14 protein-coding genes, 3 tRNA genes and 1 pseudogene are annotated in these 20,942 nt (G+C 74.6%); 7 read left to right on the forward strand and 11 right to left on the reverse strand.

Annotated features, from left to right (window positions below):
• Nucleotides 1–42: 42 nt before the first annotated feature.
• Nucleotides 43–3,537: a PAS domain-containing protein gene (locus tag ACFXPX_RS09970; protein WP_380523406.1), complete on the reverse strand. Its 3,495-nt coding sequence runs from the start codon at nucleotides 3,535–3,537 to the stop codon at nucleotides 43–45.
• Between the two features lie 177 nt (nucleotides 3,538–3,714).
• Here ACFXPX_RS09970 and ACFXPX_RS09975 point away from each other — a divergent pair.
• The 3 genes from ACFXPX_RS09975 to ACFXPX_RS09985 all read left to right on the forward strand — a co-directional run bounded on the left by ACFXPX_RS09975 (nucleotide 3,715) and on the right by ACFXPX_RS09985 (nucleotide 4,175).
• Nucleotides 3,715–3,808 (forward strand) — tRNA-Ser (locus tag ACFXPX_RS09975).
• Nucleotides 3,809–3,992: 184 nt separating this feature from the next.
• Nucleotides 3,993–4,068 (forward strand) — tRNA-Arg (locus ACFXPX_RS09980).
• A gap of 31 nt (nucleotides 4,069–4,099) precedes the next feature.
• Nucleotides 4,100–4,175, forward strand: a tRNA-Arg gene (locus ACFXPX_RS09985).
• Between the two features lie 74 nt (nucleotides 4,176–4,249).
• On the opposite strand, the gene ACFXPX_RS09990 is transcribed toward ACFXPX_RS09985, so the two are convergent.
• Nucleotides 4,250–5,452: a globin domain-containing protein gene (locus ACFXPX_RS09990; protein ID WP_380640448.1), complete on the reverse strand. Its 1,203-nt coding sequence runs from the start codon at nucleotides 5,450–5,452 to the stop codon at nucleotides 4,250–4,252.
• A 14-nt stretch (nucleotides 5,453–5,466) separates the two neighbouring features.
• Nucleotides 5,467–5,877, reverse strand: coding sequence for a globin domain-containing protein (locus ACFXPX_RS09995; protein ID WP_380523450.1), 411 nt, complete (start codon nucleotides 5,875–5,877; stop codon nucleotides 5,467–5,469).
• Nucleotides 5,878–6,223: 346 nt separating this feature from the next.
• Between ACFXPX_RS09995 and ACFXPX_RS10000 the strand changes: the two genes are divergently transcribed.
• From ACFXPX_RS10000 to ACFXPX_RS10010, 3 genes are all read left to right on the forward strand, one after another.
• The gene (locus ACFXPX_RS10000) at nucleotides 6,224–9,244 is read left to right on the forward strand and encodes an Ig-like domain-containing protein (protein WP_380640450.1); all 3,021 of its coding nucleotides are present in this window, start codon (nucleotides 6,224–6,226) and stop codon (nucleotides 9,242–9,244) included.
• Between the two features lie 195 nt (nucleotides 9,245–9,439).
• On the forward strand, nucleotides 9,440–10,723 hold the full coding sequence (locus ACFXPX_RS10005; protein ID WP_380523410.1) for an SPFH domain-containing protein: 1,284 nt from the start codon (nucleotides 9,440–9,442) through the stop codon (nucleotides 10,721–10,723).
• Nucleotides 10,720–11,718, forward strand: a complete 999-nt coding sequence (locus tag ACFXPX_RS10010) for a C40 family peptidase (protein ID WP_380523411.1) — start codon at nucleotides 10,720–10,722, stop codon at nucleotides 11,716–11,718. The genes ACFXPX_RS10005 and ACFXPX_RS10010 overlap by 4 nt, the downstream gene beginning before the upstream one ends.
• A 56-nt stretch (nucleotides 11,719–11,774) precedes the next feature.
• Here ACFXPX_RS10010 and ACFXPX_RS10015 read toward each other — a convergent pair whose 3' ends face one another.
• Nucleotides 11,775–12,728, reverse strand: a complete 954-nt coding sequence (locus ACFXPX_RS10015) for an aldo/keto reductase (RefSeq protein WP_380523412.1) — start codon at nucleotides 12,726–12,728, stop codon at nucleotides 11,775–11,777.
• A gap of 155 nt (nucleotides 12,729–12,883) precedes the next feature.
• Between ACFXPX_RS10015 and ACFXPX_RS10020 the strand changes: the two genes are divergently transcribed.
• Nucleotides 12,884–13,087 (forward strand): hypothetical protein, encoded by a 204-nt coding sequence (locus ACFXPX_RS10020; RefSeq protein ID WP_375882615.1) that lies wholly within the window; start codon nucleotides 12,884–12,886, stop codon nucleotides 13,085–13,087.
• 54 nt (nucleotides 13,088–13,141) lie between these two features.
• Here ACFXPX_RS10020 and ACFXPX_RS10025 read toward each other — a convergent pair whose 3' ends face one another.
• The 7 genes and pseudogenes from ACFXPX_RS10025 to pelF all read right to left on the reverse strand — a co-directional run bounded on the left by ACFXPX_RS10025 (nucleotide 13,142) and on the right by pelF (nucleotide 20,860).
• A complete protein-coding gene (locus ACFXPX_RS10025) occupies nucleotides 13,142–14,143 on the reverse strand; it encodes an endo alpha-1,4 polygalactosaminidase (protein ID WP_380523413.1) in 1,002 nt (333 codons plus the stop codon).
• A gap of 22 nt (nucleotides 14,144–14,165) precedes the next feature.
• Nucleotides 14,166–14,861 (reverse strand): spherulation-specific family 4 protein, encoded by a 696-nt coding sequence (locus ACFXPX_RS10030; RefSeq protein WP_375882610.1) that lies wholly within the window; start codon nucleotides 14,859–14,861, stop codon nucleotides 14,166–14,168.
• Nucleotides 14,858–15,775, reverse strand: coding sequence for an NAD-dependent epimerase/dehydratase family protein (locus ACFXPX_RS10035; protein WP_380523414.1), 918 nt, complete (start codon nucleotides 15,773–15,775; stop codon nucleotides 14,858–14,860). Before ACFXPX_RS10035 ends, ACFXPX_RS10030 begins: the two co-directional genes overlap by 4 nt.
• Nucleotides 15,776–15,900: 125 nt before the next feature.
• Nucleotides 15,901–16,602: pseudogene (locus ACFXPX_RS10040) on the reverse strand (NDP-sugar synthase); the annotation flags it as partial.
• 73 nt (nucleotides 16,603–16,675) lie between these two features.
• On the reverse strand, nucleotides 16,676–17,668 hold the full coding sequence (locus ACFXPX_RS10045) for an SDR family NAD(P)-dependent oxidoreductase (RefSeq protein WP_375882606.1): 993 nt from the start codon (nucleotides 17,666–17,668) through the stop codon (nucleotides 16,676–16,678).
• Between the two features lie 80 nt (nucleotides 17,669–17,748).
• Nucleotides 17,749–19,302, reverse strand: coding sequence for a hypothetical protein (locus ACFXPX_RS10050; RefSeq protein WP_380640452.1), 1,554 nt, complete (start codon nucleotides 19,300–19,302; stop codon nucleotides 17,749–17,751).
• 43 nt (nucleotides 19,303–19,345) lie between these two features.
• On the reverse strand, nucleotides 19,346–20,860 hold the full coding sequence (pelF, locus tag ACFXPX_RS10055; RefSeq protein WP_375882602.1) for a GT4 family glycosyltransferase PelF: 1,515 nt from the start codon (nucleotides 20,858–20,860) through the stop codon (nucleotides 19,346–19,348).
• Between the last annotated feature and the right edge of the window lie 82 nt (nucleotides 20,861–20,942).

Below are 20,942 nucleotides of genomic sequence, written 5' to 3' on the forward strand. Positions count from 1 at the left end.
GCCCCCGTACGAACGGGGGCCGGCCCTCCGGCACGTCCGGGCTCAGCCCGCGGCGGCGACGCCCGCCTCACCCATCGCGCCGATCCGCCCGAGCAGGTCGACGATCCGGGACTGGACGTCCTCGCTGGTGGAGCGCTCGGCGAGGAACAGCACCGTCTCGCCGGTGCGCAGCCGGGGCAGTTCGCGCGGGTCGAGGTCCACCGAGGTGTAGACCACGAGCGGGGTGCGGTGCAGCCGGTCGTTGGCGCGCAGCCAGTCCAGCAGTCCGATCCGGCGGCGGCGGATCTGGAACAGGTCCATCACCACCAGGTTGGGCTGCACGCTGCTGGCCCGGGCGACGGCGTCGTTCTCGTCCACCGCGTGCTCGACGTGCATGCCGCGCCGCTCCAGGCTGCTGATCATGGCGGCGGCGATGTCCGGGTCGCCCTCGACCAGCAGCACCCGCGGGGCGTGGTGCTCGCCGTCGCGCGGGGCCAGGGCGCGCAGCAGCACGGCCGGGTCGGCGCCGTACGCGGCGTCCCGGGTGGCCTGGCCGAGGCCCGCGGTCACCAGCACCGGGACGCGGCTGTTGAGCGCCGCGGTGCGCAGCGACTGCAGCGCGGTGCGGGTGATCGGGCCGGTCAGCGGGTCGACGAAGAGCGCCGCCGGGAAGGCGTTCGCCTGGGCGTCCACCTCCTCGCGGGAGCGGACGATCACCGGCAGGTAGCCGCGGGCCTGGAGCGCCTGGCCGGTGGCCGGGTCGGGCTCGGGCCAGACCAGCAGCCGGCGGGTGTTGGCCAGTTCACCGGACGCGGCCTGCGGCTGCTCGGCGTCCGGGCGGTCGCTCCGGGCGGCGGGCAGTTCGGCCAGCGCGCGCGGCGCGGCCGGTACGGGCGGCTGCGGGGCGACGGGCACCGGGGCGGCGGACGGTCGCGGCGGCGCCAGTTCGGCCAGTCCGCTGCCGACCGGGCGGGGTCCGCCCGGCTCCTCGGCAGCGGGCAGCGCGGGCCGGGCCGGCTCCAGCGCGCCGCCGGTCTGCGCAGCGGGTGCTCCGGCCGGGGCGTCGGCGCCGGGCCCGGGCGGTACGGAGAGCCGGCGGCGGCGCCCGGTCGGTGCCACAGCGGGTTCGGCCGGGGCGGGTGCCGGACCGGCCGGCAGGGCGTGTTCCAGGCCGGGGTAGACCGGGGTGTCGCCCACGCCGGGGAGCGCGAAGCCGCCCGAGGAGTCCTCGGCGGAGGGCAGGGCACGGCGTCTGCGCGGCTTGGCCTCGCCGCCGTCCTCGGCGGCGCCGTTCGGCGGCGGTTCGACGGGAGCGGAGGTGGGCGCGGACGTAGGAGCGGAGGAGGGGGTGGCGTCGGCGGGCGCCGGGCCGAGCGCCAGCGGCTCACGGCCGGCCGGCCGGCCCTGCGCGGGGCGCGCGCCCTCCACGGGTACGGCGTAGGCGGGGCCGGAGCGGCCGTCGTCCTTGCCCCAGGGGTCGCTCTGCGCCGCCTCCGGGGCGGCCGGGCCGGGGCGGCCGTAGGCGGGGTCGTTGCCGGTGCCGTTCCACTGCTCGGGGACGGCCCGCTCGACCCGGGCGGGGGCGTTCGGCCACTGGTCGGCGGGAGCGGTCGGGTCGGAGCTCCCGGAGGGTCCGGCTTCGATGGCGGGCCGGCCGCGGCGGCCGCGGCGCTCGGCCGGGGCCTCCTCGGCGGGTGCCTGCTCCGGCTCGGCGGCCTCCCGGGTGACCGGCGCGTCGCCGGGGCGGCCGGGGCCGGTCGGGGTGCCGGTGGGGGTCGGGGTGCCGGAGGCGGGGGCGGGCCGGGTGGATCCGGCGGCGTCGCCGCTGGTGGGCAGCTGCGGAATGCCCGGCAGCTCGGGCAGGACGGCGCTGTCGCCCTCCTTGGGCCGGTCCGAGCGGCCCTCGGCGGAGGCGCGTTCGGCGGCGGCCTTCGCGGCGGCCGGGTCCAGCGGCAGCTCGACCACGTAGGTGGTGCCGGCCTTGCCGGGCAGCTCGTGCGGCTGGAGCACGCCGCCGTGGCGCTCGACCACCGCGCGGGCTATCGGCAGGTGGACGGGGCTGCCGCCGACGCCGGGGCCGCGGATCTCGACCCGGGCGACCTCGCCGCGCTGGGCGGCGGCCAGGACGACGGTCGGCGGTTCGGCGGGAGCCGGCGGGGTGGGCGGGCCGCCCAGCCCGGGCACGGACAGGCCGGGGACGGACAGGCCGGGGGAGGGGGCGGTGGGGGCGTCCAGCGCGAGGCCGGTGCCGCTGACGTCGGCGACCAGGTGGGCCAGCGCCTGGGCGAGTCGCCGCTCGTCGGCGATCACCTCGACCGCGGCGGCGTGCACCGAGAAGCGCACCCGGCCGGGGCCGACCAGCTCGCCGGCCTCCTCGACGGCCCGGCGGACCACCTTGTCCAGGCCGACCGGGACCTGCTTCGCGGTCCGGCGCCCGCCCTTGCCGTCCTTGCCGTCCTTGGTCTCCTTGGCGTCCTTGCCGTCCCGGCCCTCGGCCGGTGCGCCCTCGCCGGCCTCGGAGCGCTGGTGCTCCAGTACGCCGTCGATCAGCTTGCCGAACCGGCGGCACTCGTCGGCGAGCCGGCGCAGGGTCCAGTTGGCCTCGGGCCAGAGCTGCCCGGCGGGGTCGGCGGCGAGGCGGTCCAGCCGCTGGTTCAGCGCGCTCAGCGCGCCGCCGAGCTCGTTCTCCAGGACGGCGGTGAGGTGCTCGTTGCGGGCGACCAGGGCGAGTTCGCGGCTGCGGTCGGTGAAGGTCATCACCGCGCCCACCAGTTCGTCGCCGTCCCGGACCGGGGCGGTGGTGAGGTCGACGGTGACCGGGCGGCCGTCCTTGCGCCACAGCACGGTGCCGCGCACCCGGTGCTTGCGCCCGGAGGTCAGGGTGTCCAGCAGCGCGGACTCCTCCAGCGCCAGCGGGGTGCCGTCGGCCCGGGAGTGCTGGATCAGCGGGTGCAGCTCGCGCCCGCCCAGCTCGCTCGCCCGGTACTCCAGGATGTGCGCGGCGGCCGGGTTGACCAGGACGCAGCGGCCTTCGAGGTCCACGCCGAGCACGCCCTCGGCGGCGGCCCGCAGGATCATCTCGGTCTGCTTGTGCTGGCGGCGCAGTTCGGTCTCGACGCCGAGCCGCCCGGAGAGGTCGCGGACCAGCAGCAGGAGCAGGTCGGAGGACGAGGAGGCGCGGGGGCCGTCGCGGTAGGGCTCGTAGGGGGAGCGTCCGTAGCCGTCGCCGCCGTCGGTGGCGAAGTCGTTGCCGGAGACCTCGACCGGGAAGGTCGTTCCGTCGGTGCGGTGGGCGGTCATCCGGACCGGACGGTCCAGGGCGTCGGCGTCGCGGGTGGCCGGGCGCATCGAGCCCGGGATCCGGCTGGGATCGAACTCGGGCAGCAGGCCGAGCACGCCCATGCCGACCAGCGAGGTGCCGGGCGCCTGCAGCGCCTGGACCGCTGCGCTGTTGGCGTCCACCACGGTGCCGTTGCTGTTCACCAGCAACAACGCTTCGGGCAGGGCGTCGAGTATGGCGTCGAGGCGAGCAGCGCCTCGGATCGGCCTGCTGCTCACGTCGACAGGTCTCCTCGGCTCAAGGCAGCTCCTCCGGAGTCGGCAGTATCTCATTCTTCTTTGCGGCGGGAGTGACCCGCCTAGTAACGTTGGCGGTGGTTGGTGCCGAGCCCCACGGTTGTGGCATCATCACTGACACACGGAACGGGTCCGCTCGCGCGGGTACGGTCCATGTGGGGAGGCTTCGCCTAGTCCGGTCTATGGCGCCGCACTGCTAATGCGGTTTCGGGGTTATTCCTGATCGAGGGTTCAAATCCCTCAGCCTCCGCCAGCCGGGGAGCCCCGTCGACGATCACGTCGGCGGGGCTCTTCGCATGTCCGGGGCCCGTTCGCCGGCCGGCCGGGACGGGGCCCCGGGTGGCCGTCCCGGGGTCGGATCAATCGATTTCGTCCTACGTCGCAGGTCATGTAATGTTGTCCACGCAACGCCCCGGGGGCATGGTTCACCAGGGCGAGCGCTCATAGCTCAACGGATAGAGCACTTGACTACGGATCAAGAGGTTGCAGGTTCGAATCCTGCTGAGCGCACCAAACTCCGCAAGATCGGGTTCGCCCGTTCCTTGCGCTCATAGCTCAACGGATAGAGCACTTGACTACGGATCAAGAGGTTGCAGGTTCGAATCCTGCTGAGCGCACCAGCGAGAAGCCCCCGGCCACCGGCCGGGGGCTTCTCCGTTTCCGGGCACGGTTTCCGCCGCTGAGCGGGCGCTGGTCACTCCAGGTCGGTCCGGTTGATCCAGGGCACGTCCCGGCGGTCCAGGAACCAGTCCGAGCTGGTCAGCGGCCGGGCCCGGTTGAAGGTCACCGGCGCCGGGTCGTGCCGGACCAGCTCCGGGGCGGCCCCCAGGGCGAGCAGCAGTCCGGCGAGCTCGGCGACCAGCTCCGGCGGCCCGGAGAGGTGGACCTCCCAGCCGGTGAAGTCGCCCTGCCCGAGCAGCGTCTCCCGCAGCAGCGCGGTGGTCGCGCCCGGACCGGCGGGCCGGTCGGGGGCGGCGGTCAGCACCCGCAGCCGGGCCTGGCGGGTGAGCATCCGCCGCACGGTGTCCAGGTCGTACTGCCCCGCCGTCGACCGGGCGGCCAGCAGCACGGTGGCCACCCGCTCCGGCTGCCCGGCGGCGAGCTCCTCCAGCAGCGCCTTGGTCTGCCCCCAGCCGCTGCCCGCGGCGACCAGCAGCAGCGGCCGGTCCGAGGCGGGGGCGAGCACGGCCTCGCCCAGCGGCGGTCCGAGCCGCAGCAGCTCGCCGGGCATCACGTCCTCCACCAGGACCGGGCTGAGCAGCCCGCCGGGCACCCGCCGCACGTGCAGTTCCAGGCTGCCGTCCGGGCGCGGGGCGTTGGCGAGCGAGTACGGCCGCCAGACCCGGGGCCTGCGGGGGCTGCTGAGGGTGACGTACTGGCCGGCCGTGAAGGGGTACGGGCGCATCGGGGCCAGGGTGAGCACGACCAGGTCGGGCGCGGCCCGGCGGCGGCGGGCCACCTCGGCCTCCCACCAGGCGGGGTGGTGCTCCGGGAGCTCCCCGGCGGCCCCGCACATGATCCGGGCGATCACGGTGTAGGCCTCGGACCAGGCCTTCTCGGTCTCCGGTGTCCAGGAGTGGCCGGAGCACTGCCGCAGCGCGGCGATCAGGCTGGCCCCGACGGCCGGGTAGTGCTCGGGCGCGGCCTGGAACTTCCGGTGGTCGCGCCCGAGCGCCCGCAGGTACGCGGTGAGCCGCTCGGGGTCGTCCAGTTGCCGCACGATCCGGGTGAGCGCGGCGAACAGCCGGTCCCGCTGCTCGTGCAACTGGGCCGGGAAGAGCGGACGCAGGCCGGGGTTGTGGCTGAACAGGTGGGCGTAGAAGTAGGTGGTCAGGTGGTCGGCCCGGCGTTCCACGACGGCGAAGCTGGCGCGGATGACCGCGGGGTCGAAGGCCACCACGCCGCTCCCGGCTAGACCGACCGGGCTTCGGTGAGGGCCGCGCCCATGGTGTCGCTGACCACTCCGTAGACGGCGGTCCAGGCGGCCTCGGCCTCCGGGGTCCACGCGTCGCCGGCGTAGTGGGCGAGGGTGGCGAGCAGGCTCGCGCCGACCGCCGGGAAGTGCTCCACCAGCGCGCCGTACCGGGCGTGCCGCGCGCCGAGGTCGCGGAGCAGGCCGACCACGGTGTCGGTGTCCTCCAGGTGGGTGACCAGCACGCCGAGGGCGGCGAACAGCCGGTCCTGCTGCTCGCCCAGGTGCTCGGCGAAGAGGCCGCGGACGCCGGGATTGTGCTCGAACAGGTGCTGGTAGAAGTATTCGGCGACGACCGGGCCGTGGGGCTCCACTGCGGCGAAACTGCGCTTGACGAGTACGGGGTCCATAGTCACGGTGCCCGACTCTACTGAGCGGGTGGGTAATTCGAACAGAGTTCCTCGATGAATGGTCAGGTACCGGACACTGGTGTCCGTCTGATCAGCCGGAATTACCCTCTCTCCGCCATTCGGGTGGGTCCGGGCGTTCTCGGCGGGATCCATTACCGCCTAATGGATGAAATGCAGTCGTTTCGGGTACATCCCGTCCTGCCGCCCGGATGGCCGCCAATCGGGTGGGACACGGCCAAAAGCGCAGGTGTCGGAGTATGACCGGTCCAGGATCGTGATTCCGTTTTGTCGGATCTTGTGCTCGGACTGCCCGCCGCCCCGGCAGCCGACCGTGAAGGAGAGCCGGATGAGCCGACAGTTTCCCCGCACAGCTGCCGTCCTGGCCGTTCTCACGGCCGGGGCGCTGAACGGTTGGAACGCCCCGCTCTCGGCGGCCCGGCAGGCCCCTGATTCCTGGTCGGCCGAACACCGGGCGGTACTGCCCTCCGGACTCTCCGTCCAGTTCGACCTCACGGCCGAAACCGGAACGGCGGTCACCGCCGAGGCGGGCCGATTGGCCGATCGTTCCGGAGGGGGGCGTTCCGTCGGGTACGCGGACGGAATGCACGCCGGAGACCCGGCCCAGACCTTCCTCCTCACCCCCGACCGTCCGCAGACGGACGGTTCCTGGCGGACCGTCGGAACCCTCCGGCTGGGTTTCTCCCGGCCGGTCCGCAATCCCCGGCTGCACCTCAGCGGACTCGCCGCCGTCGCCACCGGGAATTCCGGCACCACCAGCACCGCGGCCCGACTGACCCTCACCGGCGGATCCCCCGCCGCCCCCGGCCTGATCGGGCGCACCGACTGGCCCGGCTGGACGGTCGACGGCAACGCCCTGGCACCCGCGGGCACCGACGGCTCCACCGACGCCGCCGCGGGCTCCGCCGCCGAGGGCACCCTGGAACTCACCGGGCCGGTCCGCACCGCGGTGTTCCGGATCGAGCAGCGCTCCACCCCCCGGGCCGGCAGCACCACCGCGCCGCCCGTCCTGCGGCAGGCCTACACCGTCACCGTGGACGAGGACCTCGGCACCGCGCCGCAGGCCTACGGCAACGCCTCGCACGTGCTCTCCGACCTCTTCCTGGGCGCCGACGCCACCGGCCCCGGCCACCGCGACCGCCGCCGCCCCGCCGTCACGGCCGACCGGCCGCTGGTCGAGCTCGACCACGACGCGGTCCGGCGCGGCAACCCCTTCGCGAGCCTGCCCGCCGGCCCGTCCGGCAGCCCGCCGCCGCCCAAACTCCAGCCCGGCCGCGGCGAGTACCAGGGCGCCGACCCCTCGCTCGGCTTCCCCGACGAGGCCGCCATCGGCCGGTACTACCGGGTCACCGTCCCGGTCGCGGTGGGCGACCAGCCCGCCACCCTGGCCGGCTGGATCGACTTCGACCACAGCGGCCGGTTCGACCCCGCCGACCGGGTGCAGACCGAGATCCCGGCCGGCGCCGACACCGCGACGCTGGAGTGGACCGTGCCGGCCGGCGCCGCCTCCGGCGACACCTGGGCCCGGCTGCGGATCGGCCGCGACACCAGCCAACTCGTGCCCTCCGGCGGCTTCGCCGACTCCGGGGAGGTCTCCGACCAGCGGATCAGGCTGACCGTCGGCGCCGCCCGGCCCGAGGTCGCCGAGCCGGTCGACGGCACCGTGCTGGCCGACGCCCGCCCCAGGATCAGCGGTGAGGGCGCCGTCGCCGGCGCCTCGATGGAGATCCGGGACGGCGACACCGTGCTCTGCCGGGCCAAGGTCGAGCGCAAGGGCGACTGGTCCTGCCGCCCCGGCAGCGCGCTCGCCGCCGGGCCGCACTCCCTGACCCCGGTGGAGACCACCACCGGCGGCGTGGTGCTGCGCGGCGAGCCCGCCAAGGTCACCGTGAAGACCACCCCGCCGACCGCGCCGGTGCTCACCCTCCCCGCCTACACCAATGACCCGGGGCTGCAACTCACCGGCACCGGCGAGGCCGGCAGCACCGTCTCGGTCACCGACCGGTCCGCCCCCGCGTCCACCCCCGCCTCCGCCTCCGCCGAACTGTGCAGCAGCGCGGTCCGCCCGGACGGCGGGTGGTCCTGTCTGCCGGTCGAGAACCTGGCCGACGGCAGCCACCAGCTCGCCCCCGTCGCCGTCGACGCGGCCGGGAACCGGACGGCCGGACAGCCGGTCGCGCTGGTCGTGGACACCGTGCCGCCGGACAAGCCGGTGCTCACCGCGCCCGCTCCCGGGGAGGTCCTGCGGGTCAGCCGGCCCAAGCTCGCCGGACGGGCCGAAGCGGGGGCGAACGTGCAGGTCGCGGCCGCTCCGACGGCGGGCGGCGACCGTACGGTGCTCTGCGGGGCCACGGCGGCGCTGGACGGGAGCTGGAGCTGCACCGCCGGCCGGGACCTGACGGACGGGGAACAGTGGCTGACCGTCACGGTCACCGACCGCGCGGGGAACGGGACTTCGGCGGATCCGGTGCGGGTGCGGGTGGCGGCTGCGGGGGTGGCGAGCCCTTCGGCGGCGAGCTCTCCGGCGGTCAGTCCTCCGGCGGTCAGTGCGCCGGTCGTCAGTTCTCCGGCGGTCAGTCCGTCCGCGGCCGGTCCGTCCGTGGTCGGCCCTTCGGCGGTGAGTCCTTCGGTGGTCGGTCCGTCAGGGGCGGTTCCGTCGGGGGCGGGTGGGGTGGCATCCGTGGCGGCGAGTGCGAGCGTGAGTGCGAGCCCGTCGGCTTCGGCTTCGGCTGCGCCGTCGGCGGTGGTGGCGCCGACGGCCGTCGGGTCGCCGAGTCCGACCGAGGTGCCGGTGTTCCCGCCGATCCCGGTGGGGCTGCTGCCGATCGTCGTGCCGCCGGTGGCGCCGTCGGTGCTGGTGGCGCCGGCGGTGCCCCCGGTGCCGGCGCCGTCGGTGACGTCCGTCCCTGCGGTCCCGGCGGGGGTCTCGGCCGCCCCGACGTCCCCCGGCGCCTCCACCGGGTCCGGCGCCTCGGCCCGTCCGCCGGTTCCGTTCGTTCCCGCCGGTTCCGCCGTCCCGGCCCCGCCGTCCGGGAGTGCGGTGCCGTCCCCGGGCGTCGGCTCGTCGAGAGCCCTGGCCGCCTCGCCCGGCGGCAGCCCGGCCCCGGTGGCCGCGTCCCCGTCGGAGGTCGCCGCCGTGCCGCTGTCGGCCGCTGACCAGGAAGGATCCAGGGCGAGCGGCACCGCTGCCCGGCCGTTGCCGGCGCCCCCGGCCGAAGGGGCGGCGGCCGCCCGGCCCCGGGAGGCCGGCCGGCACGGCCTGCTCGCCGGGGTGCTGCTGGTGCTCGCCGGAATCGGGCTGATCACCCGTCGGGTGTTCGCCCGTGGATCCGGTGCCCGACGGCGCTGACCTGCGCCGAACCGTCCCGACCACCCGACCATGTGCCTGCGCGTCAGGTCAGCTTTGGACGATTCGTCAGCAATTGTCGACACACCTCGGCTCAAATGTCGCATTTGATGACGTATGAACTTAGCCTGACTCTGGCACTGCCCGTCAGATCCGGGCCGCCCGTTGCGCGACACACCAGACCCAGAGGATCCGTGCATGGACGTCACCCGCGATTCTTCGCAGCGACCCGACCACCTGCCCAAGGCGTTCCCCCCGGCCCTGCCGGAACGTTCCGCCTCCGGCGCCAGCCCGCTGCCCAAGGTCTCGACCGTCAAGGCATCCAAGCCGGTCGGCCCGGCCGGCCCGGTCGACGGCGGTCCGGCCACGGCCCCGCTGGCGGTCGTCCCCGCGCCGTCCCCGGCCGGTCCCGTCGACCGGCGGGACCCGCTGGAGGCCGTCGCCCCGGAGACCGTCGAGCTCCCCGAGCTCGGCCCGGCCGATGCCTCCGCCGTCACCACCTCGCGCCGCCCCCCGCGGGCGGACCGGGCGCTGCGGGAGCACACCGCCGCCGTCCTGCCCGGCTGGGTCGCGCTGCTGGTGGTGCTGCTCGGCCTGGCCGCGGTGGGCTACGTGCTGCTGCGCACCGGCGTCCTCCCGCACTGGGACGGGCTGCCCGAACTGCGCAGCCCCGCCGCGCTGGCGAGCGGCCGGGCCGGGATCGACGCCCCGGCCATCGCCGCGGTCAGCGCCGCCGGGCTGCTGGTGGTGCTCGCCCTGGCCGGCCTGCTGGCCAACGCGGGCGGCGAGACCCGGGTGCTGAGCCGCTGGGGCCGCTACCGGGGCACGGTGCGCAGAACCGGCCTGGTCTGGGTCAACCCGCTGCTGCGCCGCCGCCGGGTCGACGTGCGGCTGCGGCACTGGCGCAGCGAGCCGGTCAAGGTCGTCGACCGCACCGGCACCCCGATCGTGGTCCGGCTGCTGATCGTCTGGCGGGTCAAGGACACCGCGCGGGCGCTGCTTGCGATCGAGGACCACGAGGGCTACCTGCGCGAGCAGGTCCAGGCGGTGCTCACCCGCACCGCCTCCACCCTGCCGTGCGACAGCAACGCGGCGCCCGGCCCGGCGCTGCGCGACGGGCAGTGGTTCGCCGACGAGCTGACCCGGGCGCTGGCCGCCGAGGCGGCCCCGGCGGGCCTGGAGGTCTACTCGGTGCAGCCGCTGGCGCTGGACTACGCGCCCGAGGTGGCCGAGTCGATGCGCCGCCGCCGGCTGGCGGACCTGGACGCGGGCCTGCGGACCGTCCTGGTCGACGACGCGGTGGAGGCGGCGGCGCTGGCCGTCCGGCGCCTGGAGCGCGCGACCGCGCACGAACTGGACGAGGCCGCCCGCAGCGCGCTGATGGAACAGCTGCTGGTCGCCTTCGTCGCCCCGGCCGGAGTGGCCGCCTCGGTACCGCCCCCGGCCGCCCGGGCCGGGCGGAAGGAAGGACGACCCGCATGAGGATAGCCACCGGCGCGTACGCCGAACCCGGCACCGGCTCCGACGCCGATCCCGGTCTGATCGGCTTCGAGGAGCGCCTGGGCAGCATCCCCGCGATCACGGGCTGCGGCTGCCCGAACTGCGCGGCCCGGCCGCGCACCGCCCGGGACGCCGCGGTCGGCGGTGGCAGCCGAATACACCGGGCCGTGCGAAGTACCTGCCTGGCCACCACCGTGCTGGCGGGCGCCGGCGTGGTCGGCCTGACGGCCGGTGCGGGCTCCGCGCAGGCGGCGGCCGGCAAGCAGGGCTGGGACGGGTCGAAGTACTGGTTCAAGAACGGCAGCGGTCAGTGGCGTTGGACCAGCCACTACGACGTCTACGCCAGTCGCACCGGCCAGTCCGGTTCATCCGGTTCATCCGGCTCTTCCGGTTCGTCCGGCTCGAAGACCGTCTCGAACGGCTCGGCCTCCTCCTGGGGCCCGCGCCAGGGCTGGGACGGGTCGAAGTACTGGTTCAAGAACGGCAGCGGCGAGTGGCGTTGGACCAGCCACTACGACGTCTACGCCAGTCGCACCGGCCAGTCCGGCGGCGGATCGGACCAGGGCTCCGGCGGGTCGGGCAGCCGCCCGTCCCCGGACACCACCCCGACCGCCGGGACCACCGAGGCGGCCGTCGACTACGCGCTCGCCCAGCTGGGCAAGCCGTACGTCTGGGGCGGTGACGGCCCGTCCGGCTACGACTGCTCCGGGCTGGTCCAGCAGGCCTTCCGGCGCAGCGGGATAGGCCTGCCCCGGGTGGCCGACGACCAGTACGCGGCGACCACGCCGATCAGCGCGGGCCAACTGCGCCGCGGTGACCTGGTGTTCTGGTCGGACAGCGGCCGGGCCTCGGGGATCCACCACGTGGGGATCTACCTGGGCGGCGGAAAGTTCGTCGAGGCACCCCGGCCGGGCAAGACCGTTCGGATATCGACGCTCAACTCGGGCTACTACCCGACCCACTTCGGGCGGCCGTAGCCGGGGAGCACACCGGGCCCCCGACAGCACGCCGCTGTCGGGGGCCCGGCGCGTGCTCAGGCGGAGGCGTCGGTGAGCAGGGCGGTCTGGGCGGGGGTGAGGGTGAGGGCGGCGGCGGCGAGCAGCGGGGGGAGCTGGTCGACGGTGCGGGCGCTGGCGATGGGGGCGGCGACCGTGGGGCGGGCGGCGAGCCAGGCGAGGGCGACGGTGGCGGGCTCGACGCCGTGGTCGGCGGCGACCTCGTCGAGGGCCGCCAGGACCTTGGGGCCGCGCGGCTCGGCGAGGTAGCGGGTGGCGCCCTCGGCGCGGGCGCTGTCGACGCCCGGGCCGCCCGGGCGGTACTTGCCGGTGAGGAAGCCGGAGGCGAGCGCGTAGTAGGGCACGGTGGCGAGGCCGTGCTCGGCGACCACCTCGGCCAGCGGGCCCTCGAAGGTGCCCCGGGACACCAGGTTGTAGTGGGGCTGGACCGCGACGTACCCGGCCAGGCCCTCGCGCTCGGCGAAGGACAGCGCCTCGGCGAGCCGCTCGGCGGAGATGTTGGAGGCGGCGACCGCCCGGACCTTGCCCGCGCGGACCAGCTCGTCCAGCGCCGTCACGAACTCCTCGACCGGGGTGTCGTCGTCCCGGTGGGTGTAGTAGAGGTCGATGTGGTCGACGCCCAGGCGGCGCAGCGAGCCCTCGACGGAGGACTTGATGGTGGCCGCGGCCAGGCCGGTCGCCTCGGGGTGGCTGCCGACCTTGGTGGCGATCACGATGTCGTCGCGGTTGCCCCGGCTGCGCAGCCAGTCGCCGATCACCGTCTCGGACTCGCCGCCGGTGTTGCCGGGTGCCCAGGCGGAGTAGGCGTCGGCGGTGTCGACGAAGTTGCCGCCCGCGGCGGCGTAGGCGTCGAGCACGGCGAAGGACTGCTGCTGGTCGGCGGTCCAGCCGAAGACGTTGCCGCCGAGGGAGAGCGGGTGGACGGACAGGTCGGAGGTGCCGAGGCGGACCCGGCTCTGGTTTCCGGTCATGCCCGCAGTCAACCAGGCCTGTGCGGCGGGCCATTCCGTCGGTCACACGGATTTCACGATCCGGTCGTACCGCCGTCGCACGCGCGGGTGGCGGGTTCGCCTGGAGAGGGGTCCGGGGTGTGCCTGAGGTGGGCGGATTCGTTAGAGTCCCTGCCATGGCTGACAACGACTACGACCCCGCCGGTAACACCCAGATGTTCCGGGCGTTCGTCGACGAGAGCCCGGCGCGTCCGGCACCGGGCTCCGTCTCCACCTACGGCAGCAGCAAGACCGGCGGCAGTCGCACCGGCGTGATCGCGCTGATCGCCGTCGTCGCCCTGGTCGTCCTGGGCGCCGTCGTCTGGCTGGCGGTCAAGTGACCCTCGCGCGGGTGGCCCCGGTGAGGGTCACCCGCGCGACGGGAAGTTCCGGCCTCAGCAGGGCTTGCGCCAGGCGTTGAGGTCGAGCTTCTTCTGCATCGAACTGAACCCCAGGGCTTTGGTCTTGGCGCAGAACTGGTCCGTGTCGAGCTTGTACTCGACGTGGAAGACCGCCTTGCCCGCCTTGACGAAGGGCGCGACCCGGTCGCACTCGTCGAACTGCGAGCACTCCTCGTTGACCGCGAAGTCGAAGTCCGGCAGCAGCGCGGAGATCTGGTCCAGGTCGTTCTTGAGGCCGATGGCGAGGCCGCGTTCGTGGGCGAGCTGGGCCAGCATCCGGTTGTACTTGATCTGGTCGTCCGGGGTCAGCGGGAAGCCGCTGTTCTGGTTGTAGGCCTCGATGGTGTCCGGCTCGATGGCGTCGAAGCCCTTGCTCTTGCACATGTCGAAGCGGGCCGCCATCAGCGGCCGGAGCTGGTCGAGCTTGCGGATGTCGAACCACTTCTCGCCCTTCCAGCCGGTGTCCGAGCCCTGCAGGGCCTTGGCGAAGGCCGCGGAGTCGGGGCGGAAGTCCTCCCAGGAGCCGGCGTTGATGTAGCAGATCACCTTGCGGCCCTTGGCGTGCAGCGCGGCGACCACCGAGGCGTCGTTCTCGAAGCCGTCGATGTCGTAGACCGGCACGTCCACCGACTGGTCCACGGGGCCGCCGCCGAGCTGCCACTGCCAGGTCAGGCCCGGGGTGGGCTGCCAGCGGGCGCCGGCCGCCGGCGGGGTGGTGGTGCCGGGCGGGGTGGTGCCCGGCGGGGTGCCCGGGGCGGTGGTGCCGCCCGGGGTGCCCGGGGCCGAGGTGGTGCCGGGGTCACCGGGCGTGCCGGGGGTGCTGGGTGCGGCGGTGCCGGGGGTGCTCGGCGCGGTGGCCGTGGGCGAGGCGCTCTGGGTGCCGTCGGCCGAGTCGTTGTCGTCCTCCGAGCCCGAGCTGCTGCACGAACTGACCAGCAGCGCGGTGACGGTGGCGAAGGCTATGGCGGCGGGCAGCAGCCGGGTACGGCGGTTCACGGTAGTCGAACTCCGGATCGGGTCAGGTCAGTTCAGCGGCGGTCAGGCCGTGCGGCAGGGTACGCCAGGGGTTGTCCCCGGCGCCCGGTACGGCGCAGCCGACGCCGGCTCGCCGGGCGGTGATCAGTGCGGAGGCGTCGCGGGCGGACTCGGCGGGGACGTCGTAGACCAGGTGGCAGAAGCGGGAGGCCGCGTGGCGGCCGGTCCACAGCGGCAGGGTCATGGCGCGGTACGCGTCCCAGTCGCCCTCGAAGGTGACCAGCAGGTCGGCCAGGCCGACCTCGGCGTACGCCGGGTCCGGGTGCTCGCCGTGGCCGAACACCACGGTGCCGCAGCCGGCCGCCCGGGCCGCCGTGGCGAGGCGGCGGTAGTGCGCCAGCGCGCCCGGGTGGGTGGCGACCTGGTCGAGGTACACGCCGGTGATGCCGTGGCGCTGACGGTACGTCAGGATGTCGGCGACCACGGCGGCGTGCGGCCGGCGGCCGTAGTCGGTGTCGGCGTAGCCGACCAACGGCAGCCCGGCGGCGCGGAGTTCCTCGGCGGCATCGGCGAAGACGTGGTCCGGGACCTCGCCCGGACCGTCCGCGAGGTTGAGCACCACGGCGGCGATCCGGGCGGGGTCGGCGGCGGCGACCGCCCGCCAGGCCGCCGGGTCCACCGCGGGGTGGACGTACAGCGGCACCAGCAGGCGGCCGTCGGGGGTGGTCCCGGAGGTCATGCGACCACCGGGGTCGGCGTCGGCTCGGCGGTGCTGAGCCAGAGGTCGCGCAGGGTGTCGGCGAGCCCGGTCTCCGGGTGCCAGCCGAGTTCCCGGGCGGCGGCCGACACGTCGGCCTGCTGCCAGGAGACCGCGGCCGAGCGCTCGGAACCCGCCCCGCTCTCGTCGATCCGGCCGGTGAAGCCGGACGCCGCGACCAGGCCCTCGGCGATCGCCCGGACCCGCTGGGCCCGGCCGGAGGCGAGGTTGAGCACCCGGGGCAGCGGGCCCTCGGCGGTGACGGCGAGGCCGACCGCCCGGGCGATGTCCCGGGCGTCCACGAAGTCCCGGTAGGCGGAGAGGTCCCCGACCGTGACCACGGCGTCGGCGCCCTCGGGCGCCGCCCGGCGCAGTTCGGCCGCCAGCCGGCCGGGCAGCGAGCCCGCCGGGGCGCCCGGGCCGACCGGGTTGAACACCCGCAGCACCACCGCGTCCAGCGGCGAGCCGGCCACCGCGAGGGAGCCGGCCAGCTTGGTCGCGCCGTACACGCCCACCGGACGGGCGTCGGCCTGCTCGGAGAGCGACTCGCCCTCCGCGCAGACGCCGTACTCGCCGGCCGAACCGACGTGCACCAGGCGGGCCTTCGGGGCGCCCAGGGCGAGCGCCTCGCAGAGCACCGCCGGTCCGCGGGCGTTCACCTCGGCGAGCTTGACCGCGCTGCCGGCCACCGCGCCGGCGAAGTTGACCACCACGTCGGGGGCCAGCGCGGCCAGTTCCTCGCCGAGCGGGCCGGCCTGGGCGCTGCCCAGGTCCAGCCGGAGGTCGTGGGCGGGCCGCCGGCCCGCGGTCAGCACGGTGGCACCGGGCAGTGACCGCAGGACGTCGGTGGCGTGACGGCCCAGGAAGCCGTCGCCGCCGAGCAGCAGGATTCTCACGCGGCCCGTCCGTCGCTCTCGGCGCCCGCGGCGGCGGGCTGCTCGGCCGTGTCGTCCGGGGCGGTGCGGGCGGCCGGGACCGGCAGTTCCGCGACGCCCGGCACGGTGCCGGCCGACTCGAAGGGCATCAGGACCGGGCGGATCGAGGAGAACTCGGCGTTCGCCCGGTCGTAGTCGTCCGGGCGGCCGATGTCCAGCCAGTAGCCGCCGAAGTCGTACGCGGCCGGCGGGGTGTCGGCGGCCAGCAGGTCGAGCACCAGCTCGTCGAAGCCCAGCGGCAGGCCCGGGGTGTACTTGGCGAGTGCGGAGCGGGAGACGCCGTACACGCCCATCGAGACCCGGTAGTCGATGCTGGGCTTCTCCTGGAAGCCGGTGATGGTGCCGGACTCGGCGGTCAGCACACCGAAGTCGATCTTCACCTGACGGGCGTAGGTGGCGATGGTCAGCGGGGCGCCGGACGTCTCGTGGTGCTTGAGCACCCCGGCGAAGTCCAGGTCGGTGAGGATGTCGCCGTTCATCACCAGGAAGTGCTCGGGCAGGCGGTCCTGCATGGTGAGCAGCGGGCCCATGGTGCCGAGCGGGCTGTCCTCGACGGCGTAGCCGACCCGCAGGCCCCACTGGGACCCGTTGCCGACGTAGGCGCGGATGATGTGGCCGAGGTGGCCGATGGCCAGGGTGACGGTCTTGAAGCCCGAGGCGGCGAGCTGGCGCATCACGATCTCCAGGATCGCGTGCTGGTCGCCGATCGGGACGAGCGGCTTGGGAAGCGCGGTGGTGTAGGGGCGGAGTCGAACGCCCTTACCGCCGGCCAGGATCACTGCGTGCATGGTGTTTCCCCCACGGAAAGGATGTGCAGGCCACGAACCTTGGTAACCAGGACGAGCATGATCGTTACGGCGGTCAGACGTTGTAGATGTCGGTCTTGTAGCGGGCCAGGTTGGCCGGGTCGCGGAAGAACTCGATGGTCTGCTCCAGGCCCTGCTCCAGCGTGAACTGCGGCGCCCAGCCGGTGGCCGTGCGCAGCCGGGTGGCGTCCGCGACCAGGCGCATGACCTCGGAGTTGGTCGGACGGATGCGCTGCTCGTCCTCCTTCACCACCAGGTCCACGCCCATCAGCTTGCCGACCAGGGTGACCAGGTCGCCGACCGAGATCTCGCCGCCGGTACCGGCGTTGAAGGTCCGGCCGACCACGGTCTCGGCGGCCGCGGTGCCCACCGTGCGGAAGGCGTTGGCGGTGTCCTTGACGAACATGAAGTCGCGGGTCGGGCGCAGGTCGCCGAGGGTGATCTCGGTCTGGCCGGCCGCGACCTGGGCGATCACGGTCGGGATGACGGCGCGCATCGACTGCCGCGGGCCGAAGGTGTTGAACGGGCGCAGGGTGACGACCGGGGTCTCGAAGCTGGCGTGGTAGCTGTCGGCCAGCCGGTCCCCGCCGGCCTTGGAGGCGGCGTACGGGGACTGGGTGTTGATCGGGTGGTCCTCGGTGATCGGCACGGTCTGCGCGGTGCCGTAGGTCTCGCTGGTGGAGGTGTGCACCAGGCGCGGGATCTCCAGGTGGCGCACGGCCTCCAGGACGTTCAGGGTGCCGGTGACGTTGGTGTCCACGTACGAGTGGGGGGCGCTGTAGGAGTACGGGATCGCGATCAGGGCGGCCAGGTGGTAGACCGCCTCGGTGCCCTTGACCAGGCCGTTGACCGAGCCCGGGTCCCGGACGTCGCCGAGGACGATCTCGACCGAGTCCAGCACCTCCGGCGCCAGGGTCTCCAGCCAGCCGAAGGAGGAGAAGGAGTTGTACTGGACCATCGCGCGGACGTGGTGCCCGTCGGCGACCAGGGTCTCGACGAGGTGGGAGCCGATGAAGCCCTCGGCTCCGGTAACCGCGACGCTGCTCATGCGTTTTCGCTTTCTCGTTTTCGGGAGCGGCCGGACGTCTGAGCACGACCGGCCGGTGGTGCCTCGGAAGAGGCGGATTATCAGCGGTGTTGGGTGGTGCGGCCGAGCGCGGGCCCGGCGGTTGCGGTGAGGACGAGGGCGGCCGCCCCGCAGCCGATCAGCTGCAGGACGATCGGGTCCGCACCGGTCAGCAGCCCGACGCTCTCGGCGATCGCGGCGGCCAGACAGATGAGGGCGGTGCTCCAGCTGAACCCGAAGGCGTTCAGCAGCAGCGCCAGCCAGAGCGAGCCGCCCAGGAGCAGCATCGCGCCGAGCTGCGGCACGCCGAGCGACGGGGCGCCCGGCCACAGCACGGTCGCGGCGGCGTCCAGCGCGGCCACGGTGGTGAGGTAGATGAACAGGCAGCCGAGCAGGATCCCGCCGGTGCGGCGGGTGAACTGCCCGGTGGTGTGGCTGGTGCGCAGCGCGGCCACGGCCATCGCCCGGTAGCGGAACAGCAGCCACTCGGCGAGGCCCAGGCTGAGCGTCAGGGCGATCATGGCCGGGCCGGTCGGGGTGGTCCGCACCTCGTGCACGGCGTGCGCGCCCTGGGCCGCGGCGTGCACCGCGGGGCCGGCGGTCCGGACGGCCTGGTGGATGGTCTCGCCGAGCCCGGCGATCAGCGTCAGCGCACCGCAGGCCAGGCCGAACAGCAGGTGCGGGACCTCCTGGCGGATCGGCAGCCTCAGCTCCACGCCGTCCCGTTCGCCGCCGCGGGCCGCGACCAGCAGCTCCCGGACGGCCAGGCCGACCGCGAGCACCACCGAGGCGAGCAGCACGACCGTCCGGACCATCTCCGGGACGTCGACCGCCAGCACCACGCCCGCGCCGACCGAGGCCGGGGCGAGCGCGAGCAGCAGGAACTTCTCCCGCCCGAGCACCAGCAGCGCGGTGGCGGCCGCCAGGTAGCAGGACTGGCCCGCGGCGAACCACAGGGCACCGAGCGGACCGCCGACCACGTACGCGGACGCGGCGGCCAGCAGCGCGCCGACCGGCGCGCCGACGGCCAGGCAGACCGCGGCGTCCCGGCGGCGCAGCCGGCTCAGCCAGCGGTAGGCGCGGTGCGCCAGGGCCTGGTTGAAGCCCCAGCTGACCAGCGTGGCGATGGACAGCGCGAGCATGCCCGAGGGCAGGCCGAAGCGCATCCGGGTGGTCGCGAACAGGTTGGCACCGAGCAGGTAGCCGAGCCCGGGCAGGGCGAACACCAGGCCGCGCACCACGCAGCGCCAGGGATCGGCCCGCCAGGGGTTGGCGAACTCGGAGCTCGGGCCGGGGTAGCGGCGCTCGACCTTCTCGAACAGCTCCTCGGCGACGGTGAACGCGTCGGGGCGGCCGTACAGCAGCGCGGCCTGCTCGTCGGAGAGGCCGTCGGACTCCAGGAAGGCCGCGATCTCGTACGGGTGGACGGCGTCGGCGCAGACGTCGCGCAGGCGCTCGGCCAGTTCGTCCAGCGGGTCGTCGGAGAGGCCGAGCTGCTCGGCGGGGTCGGGCTCGGCCGACGGGGCGGGGCGGCGGAGCTTCAACGGCAGGGTGCGCAGCTGCATCGTCCGCTCCGCGCCGCCCTCGTCGGGGACCAGGCGAATGGGACCGCTCATGCGCCCACCTCGCGGAACGCGCACCTGCTGACGGTTCGCTCGTTCACGCGCCCACCTCGCTGGGCTCGGGGCGGGCGGCGGCCAGCTGCTGGTCCCAGTCCGGGCTGGGGACGGCGTCGGTGACGGCGACCATGCCGCCGGGCATCCAGCGGGCGGTGCCCAGGAGTTCGGTGTAGATGCCCCGGAAGCCGTCGATGTTCTGGCGGAGCGTGAACTGCTCGATGACCCGCAGTCGGGCGCCCTCGCCGAGCCGGGCGCGCCGCGCGGGGTCGCGCAGCAGCTCGATCGCGGCGGCCGCCATCGGCTCGGGCTCGCGCGGCGGGACGACCAGTCCGGTGTCGCCGACCGCCTCGCGCACGCCGCCGACGTCGGTGGAGACGGTGGCGCGGCCGCAGGACATGGCCTCGATCAGGGTGAACGGGAAGCCCTCGCTGATGCTGGAGAGCATCACCACGTTGCCCGCCGCGTACGCGTCGGTGATGTCGGCGACGCGGCCCTCGAAGGCCACCGAGTCGGCGATGCCGAGCTCGGCGGCCAGGGCTATGCAGCCGTCCCGGTACGCCTCGCCGCCCTTGGGGGTGCCCCCGAAGAGCCGCAGCCGCGCCTCGGGGATCTCCTGGTGGACGATGGCGAAGGCCCGGATCAGCGTCTCCAGGTCCTTGATCGGGTCGACCCGGCCGGCCCAGCTGAGGGTCGGCGTCTCGGGTTCCGGTCCGGCGGGCGGGAAGGCGGCCGGGTCCACGCCGTTGTAGACGGTGCGGATGTGGTGGGACGGGGTGCCGCCGCGCTCCTCCCAGCGCCGGTTGTACCGGTTGCCGGGGGTGACCAGCGCGGCCTGCCGGTAGCTCTCCTCGGCGAGCATCCGGTAGAAGCCGAGCAGCAGGGCCTTGACCGGCCAGCGGTACGGGCCGGTGCGGTAGCCGAGGTAGCGCTCGCGCAGGTAGATGCCGTGCTCGGTGAGCAGGAACGGTACGCCGTACTGCTGGGCGGCGATCAGCCCGGGCAGGGTGGCGAGTCCGCCGCTGGCCGCGTGGGCGACGCCGTCGGTGGGCGGGTCGACCGAGAGCGGCCGCAGCGCGTGCTCCAGGAGGTCGGTGGCGTTCAACGCGTCGTGCAGGGTGGGCCGGGAGACCGCGGTGGGCAGGTAGTCGCGGGTCCACACGTGCTGGAGGGTGCGCAGGGCGCGCTCGCTGCGCAGCGCCGGGCTGAGCAGCCCGCGCCGGGCGAGGTCGGCGAAGCCGTACAGCTCGGTGCCGAAGTGGGTGGTGTAGACCGGGTCGAGGATGGAGTGCAGGAAGCGCTCGTACGCGTTGAGGAAGCGGCGCATCTCCTTGCCGCGCGGCGCCCGGGCCTCGGAGGCCGGGCCCCACAGCGGTGCGGTGGTGACCGACCGTACGTTGGCGGGCAGCTCCCAGGCCAGCGGTTCCTGGCCGGTTCCGGTGACGGCGATGACGTCGAAGTCGACGTCCGGCATGCCCTGGACGAGCTGGTCGCACCAGACGCTCACGCCGCCGTGCTGGTGCGGGTACGTCCCCTCGGTGAGCAGGGTGACGCGCATCTCCTGTCCCCCCTCCTGTTCTTGCGTCGGTTGTCCGGCCTGGGTGGCCGGAGCGGGAGCCGTGGCGGGGCCGGGCCGGGCG

The organism is Kitasatospora sp. NPDC059146, from assembly GCF_042786665.1.
Taxonomy (GTDB): Bacteria; Actinomycetota; Actinomycetes; order Streptomycetales; family Streptomycetaceae; genus Kitasatospora.